Consider the following 21,096-nt stretch of genomic DNA (forward strand, 5'->3'; position numbering starts at 1 on the left):
TATTTTTATCGTGAAATCAATCACTTTTGAATTTAATGAGTAAGAGACCTTTATAGAACACCACAAACGAATTTGTTTTTTATAGCTGTTTTTATAAAAGTATTTAAGGTCACAATAAGTTTACATGGATTACTACCTCAGCCCAACACACACACAACGCTTTGAATTGGAAATTAAAAACAGCCAGTTCATTACCACGGTTTGCCGTACCAATGGCCGAGCTGAGGCAAAGGCGTTTGTGGACGATATGAAGCAACGTTACCCAGATGCAAACCATAACTGTTGGGCTTTTATTGCTGGTGCGCCAAACAACGCTCACCTTTGGGATCAAAGCGATGACGGCGAGCCCAAAGGTACAGCAGGCAAGCCCATGTTGAATGTACTTCAGCATTCGAACTTTGGCGAAACGGCTATCGTGGTAACACGCTATTTTGGTGGTATTAAACTAGGCGCAGGCGGCTTAGTAAGAGCCTATAGCCAAGCCGTTCAAGAAGCCTTGGCGAATACTATCCATGAAAATATTTATCCAAGGGAACCTGTCCAGCTAAAAATAGCCTACCCTTTATTAGGCAAGGTTGAATACTGGCTGGAACAAAGTGACATAGAAGTCATCAACAAGACATACAGCGACAATATAGTAATAGACCTTGCTGTCATTGAACGAACTTGGCCAGAACAAAAAGTCAGCTTGACTGAATTGTGCCAAGGCAGCTTAACTTTAATAGAATCGGACAAAGCATAAACATGTATCAAGTAGGACAAAGATGGAGTAGCCGCAACGAACCTGATCTCGGTGTTGGCATGATAGTAGACAAAAAAAGCAAATCTTTTACCTTGCACTTTCCCGATGCCGAAGTCGATCGTCAATATTCCCATGATCAAACTAGCCTAGTGCGTCGAACCCTAACACCGGGCGACCAACTGCACTTCCGTGGCGAAACTTACACAGTATTAGAAGTTGAAGACGTAGATGACCTAATCGAATACCGCGTCAGCGATGATGAAGATTGGTTAGAAGAGTCTTTGATTCAATTCCCTCGTAACGACAAAAACGAACTGGATTCTATTTTAGCTTTATCGCCTGCTCGCCGTATGTGGTTTGACCTACGTCGCCACACACTGGAACACCAAGCCGCCAATGCAGCCTCACCAGTGCGCGGCTTGATGGGCTTAAAAGCAGAACTACTGCCTCACCAAATATACCTTGCCCATGACATTGCTAACCGCCCTCAAGCGCGTGCCTTATTGTGCGATGAAGTCGGCATGGGTAAGACCTTAGAAGCCGGCCTGATTTTGCACCAACGCCTATTAAATGGCTTATGTAAACGCGCCCTCATCTTGACGCCAACCAACCTACAACACCAATGGTTGGTCGAAATGTTACGCCGCTTCCATCAACCATTCTCCCTCATTAATGAGAATGCCTACGAAGACTTCATGGAAGGCGACGACAACCCATTTGAGCAACAACCTTTTGTAATTGCTCCTATCGATTGGGCAAGCCAGCACCCCCACGCTACTCAGCACATGTTGACAGCCGAATGGGACATGGTGATTGTCGATGAAGCCCACCATTTAGCATGGCATCCAGAAACACCTAGCATGGGCTATCAAGTGGTTGCGCGCCTAGCCGCTAAAACCGAGTCCTTACTACTATTGAGTGCCACACCAGAACAAACAGGTGAACGTGAGCACTTCTCTCGTCTACAACTATTAGACGCGGATCACTACCACGATTTCGACCTTTACCAAGCGCAACAGCAAGAGTTCAAACAAGCGGCCGAATTAGCAGAAGCCTTATTGCCTTTCAGCCAAGAAGACAATCAAGCGGCAGACCTAGACTGGCCACAAGCCTTTGGTGCTTACCTAGAAGAAGTGAAAGCCAAAGACTGGTTCCAAGCACTTACTTCTAGCAAAGGCGCAACCCAAGTCAGTGCCGCCAAAGAAGCCATTAGCTGGTTGATTGACCGCCACGGTACAGGCCGAGAAATGTTCCGTAATACCCGTGCAGCAGTGGGCGGTTTCCCAGACCGTTACCTGCACTCTTATCCACTGGACAACAACGAAGCCTTCGCGTCTGCAAACCACCATGTACTGCCTGAAAGCGAAGTTGCAGAAGGCCTATGGGAACAAGACCCTCGCTGGTCTTGGTTAAAAGAATTCCTAGAGTGCCAAGCCAACAAAGTATTGGTGATTTGTCACTCGGCGGACATGGCTCAGTGGTTGAATGACCAACTGACCTTTGCTGGTTTCCAAAGTGCGGACTTCCATGAACGCATGCCGCTGATCCATCGTGACCGTGCCGCGGCTTACTTTGCCGATGAAGAAGGCGCACAAGTCTTAGTATGTTCAGAGATAGGCAGTGAAGGACGTAACTTCCAGTTCAGCCATCACATTGTCATGTATGACCTACCTGAGCACCCAGACTTATTGGAACAGCGTATTGGTCGTCTTGATCGCCTAGGTCAGTTGAACGACGTCCAAATCCACGTGCCTTACTTAAAAGACAGCGTGCAAGAGCGCCTGTTCAGCTGGTATCACCATGCCCTTAACGCTTTCTGCCGCACCACAGGTTCTGGCGATAAAGTGGAGCAAGCCTTTGGTGATAGCTTACATGCTTACCTACATGGTCAAGATGATGACACGGATCTCATCAACGAAGCTCGCGTTTACCATGAAGCGCTATTAAAGCAGATGGAAGAAGGCCGTAACCGCTTGTTGGAAATGAGTTCTTGCCGCCCAGAGCAAGCTCAACAGCTGATCGCAGCCATTAATGACCAAGCAACTAAAGGCCTGCATAACTACATTGAAGATGTGACCCACGCCTTCAATATCTACACAGATTGCCTGCAAGACGACCCAGAGAACTCTGCGTGGTTCTTGCGCCCTTCCAGCGACATGATGTTAGAAGCCCTACCCGGTATTGAAGAAGAAGGTAAAACCTTGATGCTCAATCGCCGCCCAGCCAGCCAGCGTGAAGACGTGGCCTTTGCCACATGGGAACACCCATTAATCACCATGCTGATGGATGAAGTACAAGGCTTTGACTCAGGTAAATTAACCTCAGCTATTCTGCCTATCTCCGCTTTGCCAGAAGGTACGGTATTGGTAGAAAGTATGTTTGTTATCGAAGCAACCGCTCACCCGCGTTTGAAGCTGGCCCAAGCCCTGCCTATGACGCCAATGTGGCAACTATCGGATTCAAACAGCAAGTTCCTGCATAAGCAGTTTACTGCCGATATATGGGCAGAGAAACTAAAAGGCGTGCCAAATCGTGTAGCAGAACAATGGATTGCGGCACTTCGTAAAGACCTAATCGAAGTACTGCAAGCCCACCAGCTAAACGCCCAAGACCAAGCACGCCCTATCGTGCAAGAGGCGAAAGCCAGCTATCAGCACAAATGCCAAAATGAAATCGACCGTTTGGTAGAGCTAAAAGCCTTTAATAGCGCTATTAGTGATGACGATGTCGCCATGCTAGAAAGCAACATGCAAGAAGGTTTGACGCGAATTGACGAACACCAAATTCGCCTCGATGCGATCCGCATCATTTTAACCACCAAACCGGAATAAGCCTCTGTGCCAGATAGCCAAGTGTCACTAGAGATATTGTACGAAGATGACTGGTTTGCCGTCATCAATAAACCGGCTAACTGTTTGTCTGTACCGGGTCGCGGTCCAGACAAACAGGACTCTATTTTATTCCGTGCAGAAAATACTTTTGATGAAGCCTTTGTGGTCCATCGCCTCGATGAGGCCACCTCTGGCTTAATGCTGGTCGCCAAAACCCACGAATGTCAAAAGCGCCTTTATGCTCACTTTCGAGAGCGTGAAGTAGAAAAGGAATATCGCGCGTTAATTCGTGGTCATCTCGCTGGCGAAAAAGGCCAAGTGCGTAAGCCCTTACGTTGTGACTGGCCGAACCGACCAAGGCAAATTATCTGTACAGACGAGTGGAGCAAAAACTCCATTACCCTGTGGGAGAAAATGGCTTATGAGGGTGTGAATACCCGAGTCCGCCTTGTGCCTTATACTGGTCGTTCCCATCAGCTTAGGGTTCATATGCAGAGCCTAGGGCATGGTATTGTGGGGGATGAGTTTTATGACGATCAGTTTAGCAATGAACCTAGGTTGTTGTTGCATGCTTATCGGTTGGAGTTTCGGCATCCGTTTACGCAGGCTTGGGTGGCGTTTGTGGCACCGTGTCCTTTTTAGTTCTTTTTTTAGCTTTTCTTTCTTGATGAGATTCAGCTTTTCTAGATTCCTTTCTAGTGCTTTGGTTTGAGAGTGTTTTCCGCCCCACTGGGCGGGTAACTTTTTGCTTGCGCCCAAAAAGTTACCAAAAATTCGCTTTAAGACCTTGAACGCCTCGTTACCTTCTTTGAGTATTTATCTCCTAGGCGGTCTTTTACGTAAGGTGTTTAGATTATCGTCGTAATTTTCTTCTTGCTTCAAACACGGTAACCCGACTATCGAGCGGTCGTGCAATCAGGATTGCATCGAATGTTTTTTGTTATGGCTATTAGTTTTGGCTGATGGTCCTGTATGTTTTGTACTGGTGATACCTTTTAAAGTATTTTACTATCAATTAATAAGAGCTATTACAGAGTAAACAAGGTGCTGTAGTCCCTTGATAAGGGTTAAGGAATAACGCATATGTGCAGCATTAAAATGTTAACTTGCATCTATAATAGCCGGTGCACCTTTAAGCTAAGGAAGGAAAATGACATATTCAGTTACTTATGAAGAAGGTTTCTTGGTAAGAGAAATAGGTTCTATAGGAACAAAACCTGACGTAGCAATTACAGAGTTAATTGCTAATGCTCACGATGCTGGTGCGTCAAAAGTATCTATAATAATTCCTGCTGATTATGATCAATATATTACAGTTGAGGATAATGGTATTGGTCTTTCTAATCGTGAATTTGAGCAAAGGTGGCTGAAGCTTAGGTACGATAGAAGAAGACACCAAGGTTCATTTGTTGAAATACCCGAAGATAATGACATAGTTAGAAGAAGGCTCGCTTTTGGCCGGAATGGCGTCGGTCGTCACGCAGGGTTATGTTTTGACGATTCATATATCGTAGAAACTTGGAAAAACGGTGAATCTAATTCATATGAATTGACATTATCGGATGGCTCGCAGCCAATTAAAGTCATTGATTCATCAAGTTTTCAAAAAGGTGGCCATGGAACAAAAATTAAAGTTCTTGTGAAAAGAAATTTAATATCAGTGCAGGAGCTAACAGAAATAATTTCAGCAAGGTTTTTATTCAACCCTGAATTTAAAGTTGAAATAAATGGTAAACAAGTTTGCTTATCCGAACACCCTGGAATAGTAAAAACTCAGATAATAAACCCTATTGGTAATATTAACATTAAGCTGACATTAGTTGATTCATCTGCTGTTTCGAGAACATCGAATCAACATGGTGTAGCCTTTTGGCTAGGGGGGCGCCTACTAGGTAGTCCATCTTGGTCAATTCAAGGAAACCAAATCTTAGACGGACGAAAATCATTTGCAAAGCGTTATACACTTATTGCTGAATCTGACGATCTATTTGATCATATTGAAGCTGACTGGTCGGGGTTTAAATCTGATTTTAGTACGTTAGGGGTAATAGCTGAAGCTATTGGTTTGTTTGTAAAAGCTTGTTATTTGGAATTATCCAAGAGTGAAATAGATAGAGCTAAAAGAGAGATAATTAATATCCATAAATCCGATATTAAAGAATTACCTCAATTAGCAAGAAAAGAGTTATATGATTTTATTGATCAAATTTTGACTGAAAATCCAGATATTAAACCTGAGTTATTAGAGTTAGCATTTCGAGCAGCAATGAATTTAGAGAAATCGCGAGCAGGTGTAGCTCTTTTACATAAACTAACTACTATTTCTAGCAGCGATGTAGAAGCCGTAGATTCACTATTAGAAGAATGGTGTATATCAGATGCCATGAGCATTTTATGCGAAATTGATTCGAGAATAAAAGTTATCGAAGCAATTGAAAGGTTAAGTAGCGACCACTCTGTTGATGAACTTCATACATTACACCCACTGATAGAAAAAGCGCGCTGGGTTTTTGGGCCTGAGTTTGATACGCCAGAATACTCCAGTAATAAAGGCTTAATAAAGACAATGGATACAGTCTTTAAGAAGAAACATAAGAAAAAGAACTTTAAAAATTCGGCCAAAAGACCAGATATTGTCGTTGGTGAAAACTCTTCTTTGAGTGCATTAGGCTTAGAGCAATTCGATGAAGAAATAAAAAAAACCAAGAAGGTCTTATTAATTGAGCTTAAAAAAGGTGGTTTTGAGATAAGTCGAGAAGAGATGACTCAAGCAAAATATTATGTTGATGATATATGGCATGCTGGCGTTGGCTCATCAAGGCCGTACATCAAAGCCTACGTAGTAGGTGATACTATTGATCACTTTACAGGAAAGTTTGAAAGTGTTGGTTCCGATAAAGAAAATCAATATGGTGAAGTTCATGCTTTAACATACATAGAAATGGTAAGGACTGCTGAGGCTAGGCTGTTTTCTTTAAAAGAAAAAATAGAAAGTCGCTATACAGGTTTAGAGCAAGATAGTCTCTTAAATGAATTACTTGCAGCACCAGAGCAAGACAGTTTGGACTTGGCTGTTGGTGAATAATGGATAAAATAATTAGAGTCAGAGTAAAATTAAATTACTTATTAAACTTAATATTAGAGAATATAAGCGTAATTTTATAATGTTGTTAGGACAGTCACTTTAAGAGCTGTCACTCATTTACCCCAAAACAGGCTCTTTAAGAGCCTGTTTTGTTATCTGACATAAGGAGGTGTGATGATGAACGATAGGTTGCTACAGCAAGTTCAATTCCTGAATGAGGTTGAGAAGTTAAAGCTGGTGTTTCGAGCGAATAAAACGTTAGATTCAGGAAGAGAGGAAAATTCTGCGGAACATTCGTGGCACGTTGCTTTGATGGCGATTATTTTCAGTGAGAACTCCAATTTAGGTGATGTAGATCTTCTTAAAGTGGTGAAGATGCTGTTGATCCATGATCTTGTTGAAATTGATGCTGGCGATACATGGGCGTATGCGGAGAATCAGCAATCTAAGTTTGTTGATGAGCAGCAATGTGCCCAACGTATTTTCTCAATTTTACCTAAAGACCAAGCTGATGAATTTATTCATTTGTGGCATGAGTTTGAAGAAAGGCAAACTGATGAGGCAAAGTACGCCTCTGCTATCGACGGTCTTCAACCACTCATTAATCACTTGTTAACTGGAGACCCTACTTCGGCTGAAGGTAAGATCGCAGTAGAAAAAGTTAGAGCTAAAAAAGCCTATATCAAAGAGTTTGTACCTAGCTTATGGCCAGTGGCTGAGAGTATGATTAACCAAAGTGCCGAAGTTGGTTTATACGTTGAGTAGTTTCTAACGAAGCCCTTCAAAAGATTGCACCACACTTCCCTATCCCAATAGTAATATTAGGCACCTTGCTTGGTGGCTTTACGTGATTTTATAGGTTGATATGGATATTCAAAAAATAGCTCAATTACCTACAGATGTTATGGAGCTTGTCTCTGAAAGCGAGCTTGAGGGTTATCGTTTGGTTAGGCGTCTCGTCGATGAATATGTGTCGGGGGAAAATTGCTTTTCTAGTTTAGGTGAAGCCTTATTTTCTGTTCGTGATAACGGTAAGTTAGTGGGCATTGGTGGTGTCAATATTCAGTCTGGTGATGATCCATCGGTTGGTCGAATCCGCCACGTTTACATATCTAAATCCGCACGGGGTTTGGGGGCAGGTAAAAAGCTAATATCGACGATAGAAGCTCATAGTTGTAACTATTTTACTAGCCTCGTTCTGTTTACTAGCTTTGAAGACGCAATAAAGTTCTACGAAAGTTTAGGGTATGTCGCTGTAAGCCTCCCTAAAATCAGTCACCGAAAAGTAATCTCATAACAAACATTTTAAATAATTAGGGTCGGAGTAAAATTAAATCACTTCATCAACTTGATTCATGACAATATCTATACTTGAAGAGACTCAATTGCTTACTACGCAAAAGGAAAGATCTATGAGATGGATTGCACTATTCAAAGACTCCCCTGAGATGATGGAGCACAGGAAGTTGTACAGTAAAGAACATGTTGAGTATGTTCGTGAGCATGTCAGTGAGATTTTGATTGGCGGTGGGTTGAAGCATAACCCTGACGACGCTTTTGTTGGCGGTTTGTGGATTCTTAATGTGGAAAGTAAAGCTAGGGCAAAAGAGCTTGTCGAAAATGACCCTTACTTTAACCCCAAGTATCGTACTTATAAGTTACTGGCTTGGGGGAAGATATTAGAAGACGTGAGTGTGACGCTATAACTCCTTTAAGTAACAATTTTTTAGTTTATTGGGTATAAGAGAGTTAGTAGCTTTAGAGGCGTTGAAGTCGTACTCTCTTGTTCATTAACCCCTAAATTAAAAAGTAATATACATGAAGAACTGGAAGAAGCAGCCTGAAAACGAGGAAGTAGCCAAGTATGTGGAGTGCTACTGGTTTTTAGAGAAGGAGCCAGAGGATAACTCTTTAAATTATCCCCAATTAAATCCTGATCCTTCTTCCCATTTAATTATTACTCCCCCTGATACTGTCTTTAGCTATGAACATAAAGACTCTGTGCAAACCGCCACTGGAAGCCATTGGATCTTCCCTCACCTAAAGACCTTTGCCATGGATCACTCTTCTCCTTTTCAAATTATCGGGGTGAAGTTTAAAGCTGGAGCATTTTATTCAGTGGGGTTGCAGGGTATTAGTGCTCCTTTAGATCACATTAGCAAGGTCGATATTGCTAAGCTTTTGGGTTCACAAACCTATAACTCGAAGTTTTTTCTAGAGCAAATTACAGAAGGTGCAACGCACACCTGCCGTTTACTTGATGAGGCTCTTTTGCCATGGCTGTTGCAGAGTCATGAAGATAAGCACAGTCGTTTGGTTCGCCAAATCCTCCCCATTCTTGCAGATAACGCCATTGCCGAAATGGGAGATGTTTTACATCGTTCACAACGTACCATTGAGCGTAGCTTTAGCAAGGTGATGGGCATGTCAATGAAGCAGGTTCAATCTATGATGCTTTTAGAGTCTTTATTGAATGACTTATATTTGCTTAAAGATAACGACATCCATTGGGCAGACATTGCCAGTAAGCACGGCTTTAGTGATCAGCCCCATTTAACTCGTTACTTAAAAGACACCATTGATAACACACCAGCCAAATATGCAAAGCAAAGAAATCTAACCATTGATGTCTATGGTGATTTCGAGTTCGACTAAAAACTGTCGTTTTTCTTCAAGCTATACAAGCTCTCTTCCCATTAAAGTTGCTTACATCAAATCAATAAATAGAAAAGGACAAATGATGCAAGTACAAATACGCCCCTATACCGTTGCCGATTTAGAAGCAGTGTTAGATTCTTGGGAAGTTGCCACCAAGCTCGCCCACCCATTTATGACAGAAGAATTTATCGCTAAAGAACGAATCAATGTCGCAGAAATATACATACCTAATACGCAAACTTGGGTCGCGGAATTAGAGGGGCAGGTGGAAGGCTTCATTGCTCTAATGGGGAACGAAGTTGGTGCTATATTTTTACAACCTAACCAACATAAGAAAGGAATCGGCACCATGCTAATGGATAAAGCACAGGAACTGCATGGAGACCTTGAGGTAGAGGTATTTGCTGTAAACTCAATTGGCCGGAATTTTTATACTAAATATGGTTTCAAAGAAATTGAAGAGAAATTACATGAAGCCACAGGCCAAAAAGTGCTGCGTATGAAGTTCACTTGTTAAAGGTGATGCATTGATTTTTCATTAGTTAATATAATACTCACTGTATTCAGTGAGTATTATAACTATCGATAAAGCTCTATGAAGATTCTCACTCAAAACACCTCCTACTTGAGTTGAAAACACATTTTTCGTTCCCATCATTTTATATAACACCAAAGATTCATTGCCGTGTATTTTGGCATTCACTTTCAGAACAAGGAGTCAGTTTTGTCTTTAGTTATAAGAAAAGCTCAGGTTGAGGATGCTTCGGTCATTTTGAATTTTGTGAAAGAACTGGCCCGCTATGAAAAAGCTGAACATGAGGTTGTAGCGACGGTGCCTATGGTTGAGGAATCCATCTTTGGGGAAGGTTCCACGGTACATGCTCTCATTTGTGAAAGAGACGGCAAGCCTGTGGGCTTTGCGGTGTATTTCTTTAATTATTCCACATGGTTAGGCAAGAATGGGCTGTACCTTGAAGACTTGTTCATTACTGAATCTGAACGTGGTACGGGGGCTGGCAAACAGTTTCTGAAACATCTGGCAAAGATTGCTGTCGATAAAAATTGTGGCCGCTTTGAATGGAGTGTTTTGGATTGGAATGAGCCTGCCATTCAATTTTATAAGTCGATTGGCGCTGTTGAAAAAACAGAGTGGCTTGGCTATCAACTGACTGGCGATGCCTTACTACATTTGGCGGGTATGGGCGATAAGTAAAGCTATATCAGAATGAACTACGACCATTAAAAAAGCCGCGGGTCTAATGCTGTACATAAACATGCTTAGACCAGCGGCTTTTTATTACGTATCACTCAGTATATTTTAGATGTCATAGCAGGCATCGAAGAACTGTTTTTCCAGTGTAACAGCTTGCTTGAAGTAGTCTGCAATAGTTGCTTTTTCTGCTCCATCAGCGGCATCGTAAGCTCGGTCTAGTTGGGTGCGCAGGTGTTCAACAACCGATTCAAAGTATTCCCCTTCATGTAAGTTAATCCATTCTTGGAAGTAAAATGGTAAAGGGCTATCGATACGGTCTGTATTTTGTGTCCAGCTTAAATACACCCATTCCGCCACTGTCAGTACGGCCACCATGTTTGCATAGCTTCCGCTTTGTGCGGCTTTTAACATAAGGGCTTGAAAGCCTGCGGTGGGTGCTAGTAAGCTTGGTGTTTCTTGTTCCTCTTTACTGACGTTTAAGCTGTCAAATGAGCGTTGGAAGTAGGTATTCTCAGGCCCAGCAATAATGCCCAGGAAAGCAGCAAGAGGAAGCCTATCTGCAAGGGTTGGCGCATGATGAATAGCCGAGGCAGCTAAACGTACGAAGTTATCAATAAAGGTATAGTCTTGTGCTAAGTAGATTCGCATTTTATCTAATGAAAGCGAACCCAAGGTGAGTTCTTGGCAAAATACATGATTGGTTGCGGCTTGCCATTCTAGGGAACAGCTGTCTTTTAACATCTCGCTAGGGCGCATTATTTAAATACTCTTTTTTTTATTAATATGAATTTAACCCTGCGATCATAACAATCCACGAGAAACTTGTTAACGCTATTAAGGTATAAGTCTAAAGGCAGTGCTTTCGTATTTCATTGAATAGCTTTTGTATTTCACCCAATAGATCCAGCACTGCACCTTAAACTTTCTATGACATTTCCAATGACGCTTTTATCACGCAGCCTATTAGAGTAAGTGGAAGTGACTCTTCATGCCCTTTTCTCTTAATGGGATAAGAGCTTGATAAGCCGCGCTGTTATACCAATCTTTTGCGCTTTGCTGATTTGGGAACTCAATTACCGCTTTCGCTGGGTGACTTGCTTCGCCATGCAAGACTTCTATCGGGCCTTTGGCGAGAAACTGGCCATTAAAGGGTTTTAAGGTTTCCGCCGCTAAGGCACTGTATTCAGCCAGTTGCTCTTTATCCATTGGGGTTGATTCTACGATCACTAACACTTTCATATTTGTACTCTCCTGTTATCTGAGGTCAGTATTGATTCAGTTGACACAGGTTAAGGTGACGTCATAAATTAGACAATAACCCCAAAATAAACATGTTGTTTAAAAATATGAACAGTATAAAGCTCGCCCCCCTATTACTTATTTTTGTTGAAGTGGCTAAGAAGCGCTCCTTTACCGCTGCGGCAAAAAAGCTAGGTTTGAGTAAATCTGCCATTAGTCAGCAAATTAAACGCCTTGAAGAAGAGACAGGACAACAGCTACTTATTCGTAATACCAGAGGTGTAGTACTAACCGCTGTTGGTGAAACCCTGTTATCCCGAAGTGAACTATTCAATGAACAGCTGAGTATGACACTCACAGAATTAGACAGTGCCAAAGAACAACCTAGTGGAGACTTTAGAGTATCGGTTCCTCCCTTTTTTGAAAAAGGCATAGTTGTTCCCGTCTTAAAACAGCTGTCTTTGGAGTTTCCTAAACTCAAGCCTGAAGTGATCATTACCGGGAAATGGCAAGACCTGATTGATAACCAATTGGATGCGGCTATTTTTGGAGGGGATATACAAGATTGTGACTATCGTGCGCTTTCAATTGGTAAAGTATCAGAAGTATTTTGTGCCTCTTCTCGCTATTTAAAACAACAGGGGGAACTCGATTCTGTTGAATCATTCTCTACTCATCAGTTTATCGCCACAGCTTGGCAACACGACAGATTAGAGCTTTTTGATAACCAGCAAAAAGGCCAACATTGGGTCGATGTAAAACACAGCTCCAAAGTAAATACGCTTAATACTGCATTAGAAATGGTACTTAATGATATGGGGGTCGCCTTACTCCCCGAGTTTTTAGCTCGCCCTTACCTTGCCGATGAGCAAATTATTAGAGTGCTCCCAAACGTACGAGGTAAAGCATGGCACTTTTATTTTCTGCATCAATATAAAGGGAAAAAGCCAGTGCATGTTACTCGCTTTTATCAACTCTTTTGCTACTACTTTTCGAAAGCGAATGCCTAAATAATCCCTCTTATTGAAACCAGACTTTAGGCAAGCTGTACTGCATGATAAATCTTGACCAAGCTATGATTATTTCATGTAATGGTGATTAAATTTTCTACATACCTAGGAATAAAAGATGACTGCGGTAACAACCTATTATTTAGAAATGAACTCCCCTTCTGAATTAATAGAAAAGACCAATTCCAAAGGTCTAAATCTGCTTGAAGTGAGAGTTGATCAATTTGAGTTCAATCGCTTTCTCTATCAATACATTGGTGGGCCATGGGAGTGGACAGATAAACTGTCTTTACCTGATGACGAGTGGAAGCAGTATGTTGAAAACCCAAATTTAAGGACTTGGGTAGCGTATTTTGATGGTGCTATCGCAGGTTACTTTGAGCTACTAGCCACTGATGATGGTGATACCGAAATTGCTTACTTTGGCTTATCGAGCCCTTTTATTGGCCGAGGCTTCGGGGGCTACTTACTTTCAGAAGCCATTAAGTGCGCTTGGCAAATGCCATCAACAAGACGTGTCTTTGTCCATACTTGTACTCTTGACCACGAATCGGCTCTGAGAAATTACCAAGCCAGAGGCTTAAAGATCTATAAAGAAGAAACTGAGTAATAACACACTCACTAAACACGTACGATTTTACAGAGGTACCTATGACATTGGATGTATGGTTGATTTTCTCTGCCGCCGCTTTAGTTAATATTATTAGTCCCGGCCCTGCTATTTTATTAGCAATATCAAATGGGGTAACCCATGGTATGAAGTCCGTGACTGTTTCCGCGCTCGGAAATGTGCTCGGCTTATTTATCATATCAACGGTATCCATGTTTGGATTAGGCTTATTACTACAAACTTCAGCCATTCTATTCACAGCGTTAAAGTTTCTTGGTGCTGGTTACTTGATCTACCTTGGTATTAAAAAGATCAGGAGTAGTGATACCCCTCTTGTTATTGAAGAGCAACCCAAAAATACAGGCAACTTACAGTATTTTAAGCAGTGCAAAGAAGCCTTCTTTATTGCGATCACTAACCCTAAGGCGATCTTATTCTTTGTGGCTTTCTTCCCAATTTTTCTCGATGCAACGGCTCCTTTAACACCACAGTTTATGATCATGACCTTCACCTTCATGGTCATGTCTTTTATGAGTTTAATCACCTATGGCTACTTAGGAAAATCGGTAAGACACTGGTTTAAAAAAGCTCGCTTCATTAGAGCATTCCATCGGGCAACGGGGGGTATTTTTATTGGATTTGGCTTGGTATTAATACAAATTAAGAACGCCTAAATTACAAGAGTTAACATTTTTATATGGCATAAGCTTATTTTATATTTATATATCACTACTTGGTATACACCTTTTCTAATCCTCTGTATATAATGCGCAATAATTTCAACTTCCGGCTAAGTTCTATAGAAAGCTCGGTTTAATCTTTCATTAAGGAAAGCAAAAAACATGTTCAAATCCCTAACGCTCCGCTTGTATTTACTGGCTTTTGTTCCCTTTCTACTCGCTGTTATCATCAGTGCTTTTATGCAGAAAGGCACTATGACTGACATAACTAGCGGTGTATCTCATATAGTAGAAAGTGCCACTATTGAAGTTGAGAAGCAAAGGCTAAAGTCTATCATTGATACATCTTTGAGCATTATCCAAGAAGACATTGATAAACCTGGAAAAGAGGGCCTTGAAAGTGGTTTAGCAAAACTGGGCAAGGCTAAGTTTGATAACGGACAAGGTTACCTTTTTTCTTATGATGTTCAAGGTAAAAGGCTTGCTCATGGAGCTGGTGGGAAATTAGGAGGAAACTTCTGGGACTTGCAAGATAAAGCAGGTAATTACTTAATCAGAGACATTATAGCATCCGCCAAGAATGGGGATGGTTACACCACTTACTTTTTTCCAAAACCAGGAGCAACAGAGTCCTCTGAAAAATACTCATATTCCGTTTATGTAGCTAAATGGAATCTGATTATTGGTACTGGCTTTTATATTGATTCAACAGACAAAATCATTAGCAATATAAATGGTGAAATAGATCGCATTCAAAGTGATAGTGTCGCAAAACAAATTGCTATAGGTTTAGTAATTTTTGCGGCTATTATTGCCGCTGTATGGTTTTCCGCTAAAACAATTCTTAATACACTTCACCAGTTCAAAGACTCAGTACAAAAACTGGCTGCGGGACAAGGTGACTTATCTAACAAGCTTCCAAATAGTTCCATTGATATCTTAGATAGCATTGCTAACGACTTTAATACCTTTATTGCTTCTATGGCAAAAGACATTCAAGAACTAAAACACTCTAGTGAAGAGCTTTTGAGCATTTCACAACAGTCTCAAAAACAAAAAGAGAAATTACAGGATGTCTCCGCACAGCAAATAGACGAAACCAACATGGTTGCTGCTGCCATAGAAGAAATGGCATCCAACTCTGTAGAAATTGCTGGTAATGCACAAGAAACAAAACAAACCGCTCAAAATACTGAAGCAGAAGTTCAGCAGGTTGTTACACAAGTACAGCTATCCTCATCACAGCTTAATGAACTCAGCCGTATCCTTGATAATGTAGAACAATCTGTAGAAGTGGTTGGTAGTAATGTTGACGAGATCAATGTGGCATTGGGAGTTATTCAATCGATCTCAGAGCAGACCAACCTACTCGCTCTTAACGCGGCTATTGAAGCTGCGCGCGCCGGTGAGCAAGGTCGAGGCTTTGCCGTCGTTGCGGATGAAGTACGTGGTCTTGCCCAACGCAGCCAAGAAAGCACGGTCGAAATCAAAGACATTCTTGAAAAACTTCAAGCCAGTGCAACCAAAACCATTGAAGATATGAAAGGTTCAGTTACACAGCGTGAGAAAGTGACTCAAGCAATGGAGCAAATTAACGCCATTATCAATACCAGCACTCAATCCATTAATCACCTGACCTCTATGAACGTACAAGTGGCTAATGGTGCAAATGAGCAATCTGATGTGGCAAACAGTATTTCGAAAAACGTAGCGGGTATTGCGATGTTAGCCGAGAACATAGGTAAAGATTCTGAACAGACAGCAATACAAATGTCTAAGTTAGAAGAACAATCTAAAATCATCAAAAGCATTACAGATAAGTTTACTGTCTAAGATTTTTAACTAAATGTTATAATCGCCTCAGTTATAAAAATGTCAGAGTTGAAACACCATTAACTCTGACATTTTTTATTTAAGGAAGGTATGAACAAGTCCACTGGCTTCAGCGTGTTGATAAACCTTTATTATTCGAGGCAAGTTTCGCAGTCCAATATTGAACATATTGGCAAGAAGCTTAACAAAGAATAAAAAGAGTTTAGCCCACGCCCTTCGGGTCTTTCAGAGAAATGGCCTCTCTGTGTTAAGAGTGATTGAAAGGTATTAACATTCCTGCTCACTCTTGCCTTGATAGACCATTTCTCTGATAAGACTGAAGCTCAGAAGGCTTATTCGCACCTTCCTTAACAAGCAACCTAAAATATTCTAAGTAAATAACAGAGAATACTCATGATAGATGATGATAAAGTAATCGAGACCATAGACGAATTAGAGACCTTTCTTCGCTTATTAGAAGCAGGTGGCCTAGGGCTGAATAATGTTGCAGGTGTAGCACTAGCAACGAATAACAGTAACGGTCGCCCTTTTGTTGCAGTATTAGATGATAACCAGCAGCTGGTATTGGGTCGCTGGGTTACGACTGAAGTGTTTGAAAACGGTAAAGACATGGTTCGCTACGGTACTAAGAAGCCTCACTAGCTCTTTTACGAGCACTTAGTGATTACAAATAATAATACCTTATGTGAAGTCACTAAGTGAGCCGATACAGTGAGAGCTCTCACCCCTAATCAGGGTCTATCTATACTATTAAGAACGTCATACTTTTACACTGCTATCGACATAAGAGGTCATAATTAGATGCTGTCTGCTAACAACCTAGAAACTATCGACTTTAATATCCTCTTTAGTGTCGTTAACATGAAGCTTAGAGATGAGTTTTCATCTGTTAAATCTTTGTGTTCAAGCTTTGAATTAGATGAAAAAATATTAATGGATCGATTAAAAAAGCATGGCTATGTATATGCTCAAAAGAACAATCAGTTCATTAAAAGTGATATAGAGAATAGCTAATATATTCTGGTTAGGAGTTTAAAATGCGATATCTTTTATTTATTTTATTATTTAGCTCACTAATCGGATGTTCTTACCGTGGAGCCTATGAAAGCATTCAGTTAAGCAATCAAAGAGAATGTTACAAACTCCCCCAATCCCAACAAGATGAGTGTATCAATAGCACTCAAAAAAGCTATGCGGAATATGAGCGTGAACGATTAGGAGGATAACTATCTCTTACTGACTTCGCTAACCTCTTGGACAACTTTATTTTCTTTTATACGCTTCGCTTTATATCGCTTCCCATTACGGAATAATGCCCGTATCAATTTTCGCACCACCTTATTTTGACAGTTGCCAAAATGATGCACTTCTTTAGACTAGTTACCTTCTGGCACCATATAAACTTATAGCTGGTGCTAATTAGTCCATAGGCGCAGGCAGCATACTACCCACAGATTTATTCAATAGAGAATGAGGTGGTTTGTGCCATTAGAAGAAATATGGATCCTAGTGCTGGTGGTTACTTTCGCAGCCTTTGTTCGAGGCTATTCCGGCTTCGGGTTTGCTGCTATTGCCGTCGTCGGCATAAACCTTTTCTTATCCCCACAACAATCTATTCCTATTGTCTTGGGATTAGATGTTATTTGTAGCGCCCCTCTTTTCAGACAAGCACTTCGCCAAGCCGATATGCCTACCTTAAAGTTTTTGACTTTAGGAGCCATTATAGGGATTCCTGTTGGTTTATCTTTGTTATTGCTGGTACCAAGCGAAACCCTAAAATTATTAATTTGTATCGCTATATTAATATTTTCTGTTCTATTACTTTTAGACATTCGTATCAAAAACACAGACAAAACACCGGCAAAATTAGGTTTTGGGGTGCTGGCAGGGACAGGGACATCAGGGGCATCAATCGGTGGACCTATGGTGGTTTGCTACATGCTATCAAGCTCATTAAGCGCCACAGTACAAAGAGCAACCATGATTATGTTTTTTATCATGAGTGAATCTATATCAATGGGCGGCCTTTTCATTAGCAATCTCGTTGGCTTAGACGTTATCAAGTTAATTGCCATCTTGCTTATACCTTCGTTGATCGCAGTTAAAGTGGGTCAGTGGGCTTTTAACCGAAAGCCTCCTAAATCTCTTAAACATTTCGCCTTGCCCATAATGGTAACTGTTGCTCTTTTAGGTGTTAGCGCCTCAATTGGAGAGGCTTTTTAACCCATTTTATAAGCTTATATTTTTTAAAATTTAGATAAAAATGACGCGTGATTCATATCAAATAAAGCGTCACTTTTGAAAACATATCACTTTGAATTGTGAAAGGATAAACGCAGAATGAAAACAGATATTCATCCAGCACTTATTGGCTCCCTTAACTCTTCTGCCCCAGCAGATGCTGTAATCAACTTTAGCCCCGGCCCTACTTCTCTTCCAAAAGAAGTAGAGCAGCAAATCGCAGATCGTTTTACGAGCGGCGGTTTGACTTCACTCGCTTTATCTCATCGTTCACCAGAGTTTGTTGCCATTCTTGAACATGCTGTTTCTATGGCTCGTAAGGTCATGGAGATTCCAGACAACTACGAAGTGCTTTTCACTCATGCTGGTGGCCACGGCCAATTCGCTGCATTACCGCTAAACCTTTGCCGAGAGCTTACCGATATAGGTACTTATGTTGTGAGCGGTACTTGGTCTGAAAGGGCAACTGGCGAAGCTGAGAAATACTGTCAAGTCCAATTGATTGATGGGAAAGACCCTGTCACAGGAAAATACTCCGCCTTTCCAGATCTCACTGAAGAAAATATAGATGCTAATAGTAAGTTCGTTTACTTATGCTCAAATGAAACAGTGAACGGTATTGAGCTGCACAGGCTCCCTAAACTTCCTGAGTCTCGTCAACATATCCCTATGATTGTGGATGCGAGCTCTGACTTTTCAACGAAGCCAATTGATTGGCTCGGTAGTAATGTCGGCGTTTTATTTGCGTGTGCTTCTAAGAATATCGGCCACCCTGGATTAACCATTACGGTTGTCCGTAACGATTTGCTTGGCGAAGGTAAAGCTTCCCGCCTTTGTCCAGGCGTTTTTAATTACACAACCAACAGCGAAGCTGGCAACCTATGGAACACACCTGCGACTTTCAATATCGAAGTCGTTGGCATTCTTATGGACTGGCTTGAAAAGCAAGGTGGTGTGATAGAAAACGAAAATAGATCTATCAAAAAAGCAGAGCTTTTGTATCAAGTTATCGATAACTCAAATGGTTTTTATAAAACGCCTGTTAGTGATGTATCCGTAAGAAGCCGTATGAATGTCCCTTTTAATATTAATAACGGCGACGAAAAGCTCACCAATCAGTTTTTGATTGAAAGCTGGGAAAAAGGCATGGTCGGTTTACGTACCCTAACACCATTTGGTGTGGGCGATTACTTGAGGGCAAGCCTCTATAACGGTGTGACTATTAAAGAAGCGGCGACACTGGCTCAGTTCATGTTAGATTTTGCTAGCAAGCATAAAAGATAACTAATAAGTAAATCCGTAAACTGATTCGTGCCTTCCCTTACGTAAGGGTAAGCTGACTTTCTGAAGACAGTTATATATAAACGATATATAGTAGGAGAATCGCACCACTTGATAGAATCATATTAGTTAGTTTATTAGAGGCTCAACCTTGCTCGAACAATATTTCCATATCGAATTTGATCCTGAGAGAACGTTACAGGATCAAATTCGTGAATACCTTGTTAATCTTATTCTTTCAGCACGGTTGCCTCTTGATGAGCCGCTTCCCTCTTCCCGTAATCTCGCGAAAAAACTTGGCGTATCGCGTAACACCATAGTATTGATTTATGACAGCCTAGTAGACAATGGCTACATTGAAGCCCGCGCTAGGAAAGGTTTCTTCGTCACGAAAAACTTTCGCGCACCTGAGACCATCAGCACAAATCTAACAACAAATGATGAAGGCGCCTTACCGAACTGGGGCACTCGATTCAATAAAACACCAAGTAATCAGCCTAATATTGTCAAACCTAATGATTGGCAGCAATTTGAGTTTCCTTTCATTTATGGGCAAATCCAAAGGGAGTTCTTTCCGCTAGAACAATGGCGTGACACAGTGCGAAAAAGTATGACTGGACGTTGGAACAAGTACTGGATCAACGACATGGTTGACTCTGACGACCCTATTCTCATTGAACAAATTCGAACCCGCTTACTGCCTCGTCGTGGTATTTATGCTGAACCGAGTGAAATCATTATCACTATAGGTACGCAAAACTCGCTTTATTTATTAGCGAATCTACTATGTAGCAGCAGAACCAAAGTGGGTATGGAAAACCCTGGATTTCGTGATGCCCTAAACATATTCTCTGCTTTTGATAGCAACATTCACAAACAACCTGTGGATAATGAAGGCATCATTGTTGATGAGAGATTACACTCTTGTGATTATCTCTATGTCACTCCGAGCACTCAGGTTCCAACAGGAGCGGAGTTAAGTGAATCTCGCCGTCAAGCTTTACTAGATATCTCTGTAAAAGAAGACCTAATCCTGATTGAAGACGACTATGACGCAGAGATTAATGTCAAAGAAACACCATTACCAGCACTAAAAGCTTTAGATAAAAATAATCGAGTTATCTATTTGGGCAGTATGTCTAAGTCCACCTCACCCGGCTTAAGAGTTGGCTATATGGTGGCGGATGAAGAGCTCATTGGTGAAATTCGCGCTCTGAGACGGCTCATGTATCGCCACCCGCCTGTAAATGTTCAACGACAACTGGCGCTATTTTTATCTCTTGGGTATTACGATACTTATTTACGCAAGCTGCGTGTTATTAACTCTTCCAAACAACAACGTATGGTTGACTCCGTTGATCGCCACTTATCTCATATGTTTACAGCAGATAAAATGAATCAAGGCTCCACTTCCATTTGGTTAGCTGCACCAGAAGATGTAAATACAGAAGAAGTATCCTGGCAGGCTGCGCGTAATAGTATTTTAATGGAGTCAGGAGCAATACACTTCATATCAGATGACCCTCCAAAAAACTTTTTCCGTTTGGGCTTCTCCGCTATTGAAACTCACAAGATAGAACCCGGAATAGCAGCACTCAAAAAAGTATTCGACCATTTTTAACCTACCAATAAAAAGCCCATAAAAGAGAGAACCTTTTATGGGCTTTTTTTAC

General features: G+C 41.3%; 21 protein-coding genes. 19 read left to right on the forward strand and 2 right to left on the reverse strand.

What is annotated here, in order from left to right; all coding sequences use genetic code 11:
• Positions 1–124: 124 nt before the first annotated feature.
• The 10 genes from OFY17_RS05735 (at position 125) to OFY17_RS05780 (ending at position 10,529) form a co-directional block, all read left to right on the forward strand.
• Complete coding sequence (locus OFY17_RS05735; protein ID WP_263529768.1) at positions 125–742, forward strand: YigZ family protein; 618 nt, start codon at positions 125–127, stop codon at positions 740–742.
• 2 nt (positions 743–744) lie between these two features.
• Positions 745–3,573: an RNA polymerase-associated protein RapA gene (rapA, locus tag OFY17_RS05740; RefSeq protein ID WP_263529769.1), complete on the forward strand. Its 2,829-nt coding sequence runs from the start codon at positions 745–747 to the stop codon at positions 3,571–3,573.
• A gap of 6 nt (positions 3,574–3,579) precedes the next feature.
• A complete protein-coding gene (locus OFY17_RS05745) occupies positions 3,580–4,215 on the forward strand; it encodes an RluA family pseudouridine synthase (RefSeq protein WP_263529770.1) in 636 nt (211 codons plus the stop codon).
• A 508-nt stretch (positions 4,216–4,723) separates the two neighbouring features.
• A complete protein-coding gene (locus tag OFY17_RS05750) occupies positions 4,724–6,658 on the forward strand; it encodes an ATP-binding protein (RefSeq protein ID WP_263529771.1) in 1,935 nt (644 codons plus the stop codon).
• A 174-nt stretch (positions 6,659–6,832) separates the two neighbouring features.
• On the forward strand, positions 6,833–7,423 hold the full coding sequence (locus tag OFY17_RS05755; RefSeq protein WP_263529772.1) for an HD domain-containing protein: 591 nt from the start codon (positions 6,833–6,835) through the stop codon (positions 7,421–7,423).
• Between the two features lie 100 nt (positions 7,424–7,523).
• Positions 7,524–7,955: a GNAT family N-acetyltransferase gene (locus tag OFY17_RS05760; protein WP_263529773.1), complete on the forward strand. Its 432-nt coding sequence runs from the start codon at positions 7,524–7,526 to the stop codon at positions 7,953–7,955.
• 115 nt (positions 7,956–8,070) lie between these two features.
• Positions 8,071–8,364, forward strand: a complete 294-nt coding sequence (locus OFY17_RS05765; RefSeq protein ID WP_263529774.1) for a YciI family protein — start codon at positions 8,071–8,073, stop codon at positions 8,362–8,364.
• A gap of 112 nt (positions 8,365–8,476) precedes the next feature.
• Complete coding sequence (locus tag OFY17_RS05770; protein ID WP_263529775.1) at positions 8,477–9,313, forward strand: helix-turn-helix domain-containing protein; 837 nt, start codon at positions 8,477–8,479, stop codon at positions 9,311–9,313.
• Positions 9,314–9,395: 82 nt separating this feature from the next.
• Positions 9,396–9,833, forward strand: coding sequence for a GNAT family N-acetyltransferase (locus tag OFY17_RS05775; protein ID WP_263529776.1), 438 nt, complete (start codon positions 9,396–9,398; stop codon positions 9,831–9,833).
• Between the two features lie 207 nt (positions 9,834–10,040).
• Positions 10,041–10,529, forward strand: coding sequence for a GNAT family N-acetyltransferase (locus OFY17_RS05780; RefSeq protein ID WP_263529777.1), 489 nt, complete (start codon positions 10,041–10,043; stop codon positions 10,527–10,529).
• Positions 10,530–10,634: 105 nt separating this feature from the next.
• Here the strand turns inward: OFY17_RS05780 and OFY17_RS05785 are convergent, their stop codons facing one another.
• Together OFY17_RS05785 and OFY17_RS05790 are read right to left on the reverse strand one after the other, a co-directional pair.
• Positions 10,635–11,285, reverse strand: a complete 651-nt coding sequence (locus OFY17_RS05785) for a TenA family protein (protein ID WP_263529778.1) — start codon at positions 11,283–11,285, stop codon at positions 10,635–10,637.
• A gap of 207 nt (positions 11,286–11,492) precedes the next feature.
• Entirely contained in the window at positions 11,493–11,768 is a 276-nt protein-coding gene (locus OFY17_RS05790) for a DUF1330 domain-containing protein (RefSeq protein ID WP_263529779.1), read from the reverse strand.
• A gap of 107 nt (positions 11,769–11,875) precedes the next feature.
• On the opposite strand from OFY17_RS05790, the gene OFY17_RS05795 reads away from it, so the two are divergent.
• The 9 genes from OFY17_RS05795 to pdxR all read left to right on the forward strand — a co-directional run bounded on the left by OFY17_RS05795 (position 11,876) and on the right by pdxR (position 21,044).
• Positions 11,876–12,778: a LysR family transcriptional regulator gene (locus OFY17_RS05795; RefSeq protein WP_263529780.1), complete on the forward strand. Its 903-nt coding sequence runs from the start codon at positions 11,876–11,878 to the stop codon at positions 12,776–12,778.
• Between the two features lie 118 nt (positions 12,779–12,896).
• Entirely contained in the window at positions 12,897–13,388 is a 492-nt protein-coding gene (locus OFY17_RS05800; RefSeq protein ID WP_263529781.1) for a GNAT family N-acetyltransferase, read from the forward strand.
• Positions 13,389–13,429: 41 nt separating this feature from the next.
• Positions 13,430–14,062 (forward strand): LysE family translocator, encoded by a 633-nt coding sequence (locus OFY17_RS05805; protein ID WP_263529782.1) that lies wholly within the window; start codon positions 13,430–13,432, stop codon positions 14,060–14,062.
• A 168-nt stretch (positions 14,063–14,230) separates the two neighbouring features.
• On the forward strand, positions 14,231–15,901 hold the full coding sequence (locus OFY17_RS05810) for a methyl-accepting chemotaxis protein (RefSeq protein ID WP_263529783.1): 1,671 nt from the start codon (positions 14,231–14,233) through the stop codon (positions 15,899–15,901).
• Positions 15,902–16,294: 393 nt separating this feature from the next.
• The gene (locus OFY17_RS05815; RefSeq protein WP_263529784.1) at positions 16,295–16,543 is read left to right on the forward strand and encodes a hypothetical protein; all 249 of its coding nucleotides are present in this window, start codon (positions 16,295–16,297) and stop codon (positions 16,541–16,543) included.
• A gap of 159 nt (positions 16,544–16,702) precedes the next feature.
• Positions 16,703–16,915 carry a DUF4250 domain-containing protein gene (locus OFY17_RS05820; protein WP_263529785.1) on the forward strand — a complete coding sequence of 71 codons (213 nt, stop codon included), beginning with the start codon at positions 16,703–16,705 and terminating at the stop codon, positions 16,913–16,915.
• 468 nt (positions 16,916–17,383) lie between these two features.
• Positions 17,384–18,124, forward strand: a complete 741-nt coding sequence (locus OFY17_RS05825) for a sulfite exporter TauE/SafE family protein (RefSeq protein WP_263529786.1) — start codon at positions 17,384–17,386, stop codon at positions 18,122–18,124.
• Positions 18,125–18,241: 117 nt separating this feature from the next.
• A complete protein-coding gene (serC, locus tag OFY17_RS05830; RefSeq protein ID WP_263529787.1) occupies positions 18,242–19,426 on the forward strand; it encodes a 3-phosphoserine/phosphohydroxythreonine transaminase in 1,185 nt (394 codons plus the stop codon).
• A 148-nt stretch (positions 19,427–19,574) separates the two neighbouring features.
• On the forward strand, positions 19,575–21,044 hold the full coding sequence (gene pdxR, locus OFY17_RS05835) for a MocR-like pyridoxine biosynthesis transcription factor PdxR (RefSeq protein ID WP_263529788.1): 1,470 nt from the start codon (positions 19,575–19,577) through the stop codon (positions 21,042–21,044).
• Positions 21,045–21,096: the final 52 nt, after the last annotated feature.

Origin of the sequence: Marinomonas sargassi, from assembly GCF_025716875.1 — a bacterium.
Lineage (GTDB): Bacteria > Pseudomonadota > Gammaproteobacteria > Pseudomonadales > Marinomonadaceae > Marinomonas > Marinomonas sargassi.

What these genes read in the sequence shown, in the direction of transcription:
- OFY17_RS05735 (WP_263529768.1), top strand. Translation starts at nt 125, where the DNA reads ATGGATTACTACCTCAGCCCAACACACACACAACGCTTTGAATTGGAA.
- rapA (WP_263529769.1), top strand. Translation starts at nt 745, where the DNA reads ATGTATCAAGTAGGACAAAGATGGAGTAGCCGCAACGAACCTGATCTC.
- OFY17_RS05750 (WP_263529771.1), top strand. Translation starts at nt 4,724, where the DNA reads ATGACATATTCAGTTACTTATGAAGAAGGTTTCTTGGTAAGAGAAATA.
- OFY17_RS05755 (WP_263529772.1), top strand. Translation starts at nt 6,833, where the DNA reads ATGATGAACGATAGGTTGCTACAGCAAGTTCAATTCCTGAATGAGGTT.
- OFY17_RS05760 (WP_263529773.1), top strand. Translation starts at nt 7,524, where the DNA reads ATGGATATTCAAAAAATAGCTCAATTACCTACAGATGTTATGGAGCTT.
- OFY17_RS05765 (WP_263529774.1), top strand. Translation starts at nt 8,071, where the DNA reads ATGAGATGGATTGCACTATTCAAAGACTCCCCTGAGATGATGGAGCAC.
- OFY17_RS05770 (WP_263529775.1), top strand. Translation starts at nt 8,477, where the DNA reads ATGAAGAACTGGAAGAAGCAGCCTGAAAACGAGGAAGTAGCCAAGTAT.
- OFY17_RS05775 (WP_263529776.1), top strand. Translation starts at nt 9,396, where the DNA reads ATGATGCAAGTACAAATACGCCCCTATACCGTTGCCGATTTAGAAGCA.
- OFY17_RS05785 (WP_263529778.1), bottom strand. Translation starts at nt 11,285, where the DNA reads ATGCGCCCTAGCGAGATGTTAAAAGACAGCTGTTCCCTAGAATGGCAA.
- OFY17_RS05790 (WP_263529779.1), bottom strand. Translation starts at nt 11,768, where the DNA reads ATGAAAGTGTTAGTGATCGTAGAATCAACCCCAATGGATAAAGAGCAA.
- OFY17_RS05795 (WP_263529780.1), top strand. Translation starts at nt 11,876, where the DNA reads ATGAACAGTATAAAGCTCGCCCCCCTATTACTTATTTTTGTTGAAGTG.
- OFY17_RS05800 (WP_263529781.1), top strand. Translation starts at nt 12,897, where the DNA reads ATGACTGCGGTAACAACCTATTATTTAGAAATGAACTCCCCTTCTGAA.
- OFY17_RS05805 (WP_263529782.1), top strand. Translation starts at nt 13,430, where the DNA reads ATGACATTGGATGTATGGTTGATTTTCTCTGCCGCCGCTTTAGTTAAT.
- OFY17_RS05810 (WP_263529783.1), top strand. Translation starts at nt 14,231, where the DNA reads ATGTTCAAATCCCTAACGCTCCGCTTGTATTTACTGGCTTTTGTTCCC.
- OFY17_RS05815 (WP_263529784.1), top strand. Translation starts at nt 16,295, where the DNA reads ATGATAGATGATGATAAAGTAATCGAGACCATAGACGAATTAGAGACC.
- OFY17_RS05820 (WP_263529785.1), top strand. Translation starts at nt 16,703, where the DNA reads ATGCTGTCTGCTAACAACCTAGAAACTATCGACTTTAATATCCTCTTT.
- serC (WP_263529787.1), top strand. Translation starts at nt 18,242, where the DNA reads ATGAAAACAGATATTCATCCAGCACTTATTGGCTCCCTTAACTCTTCT.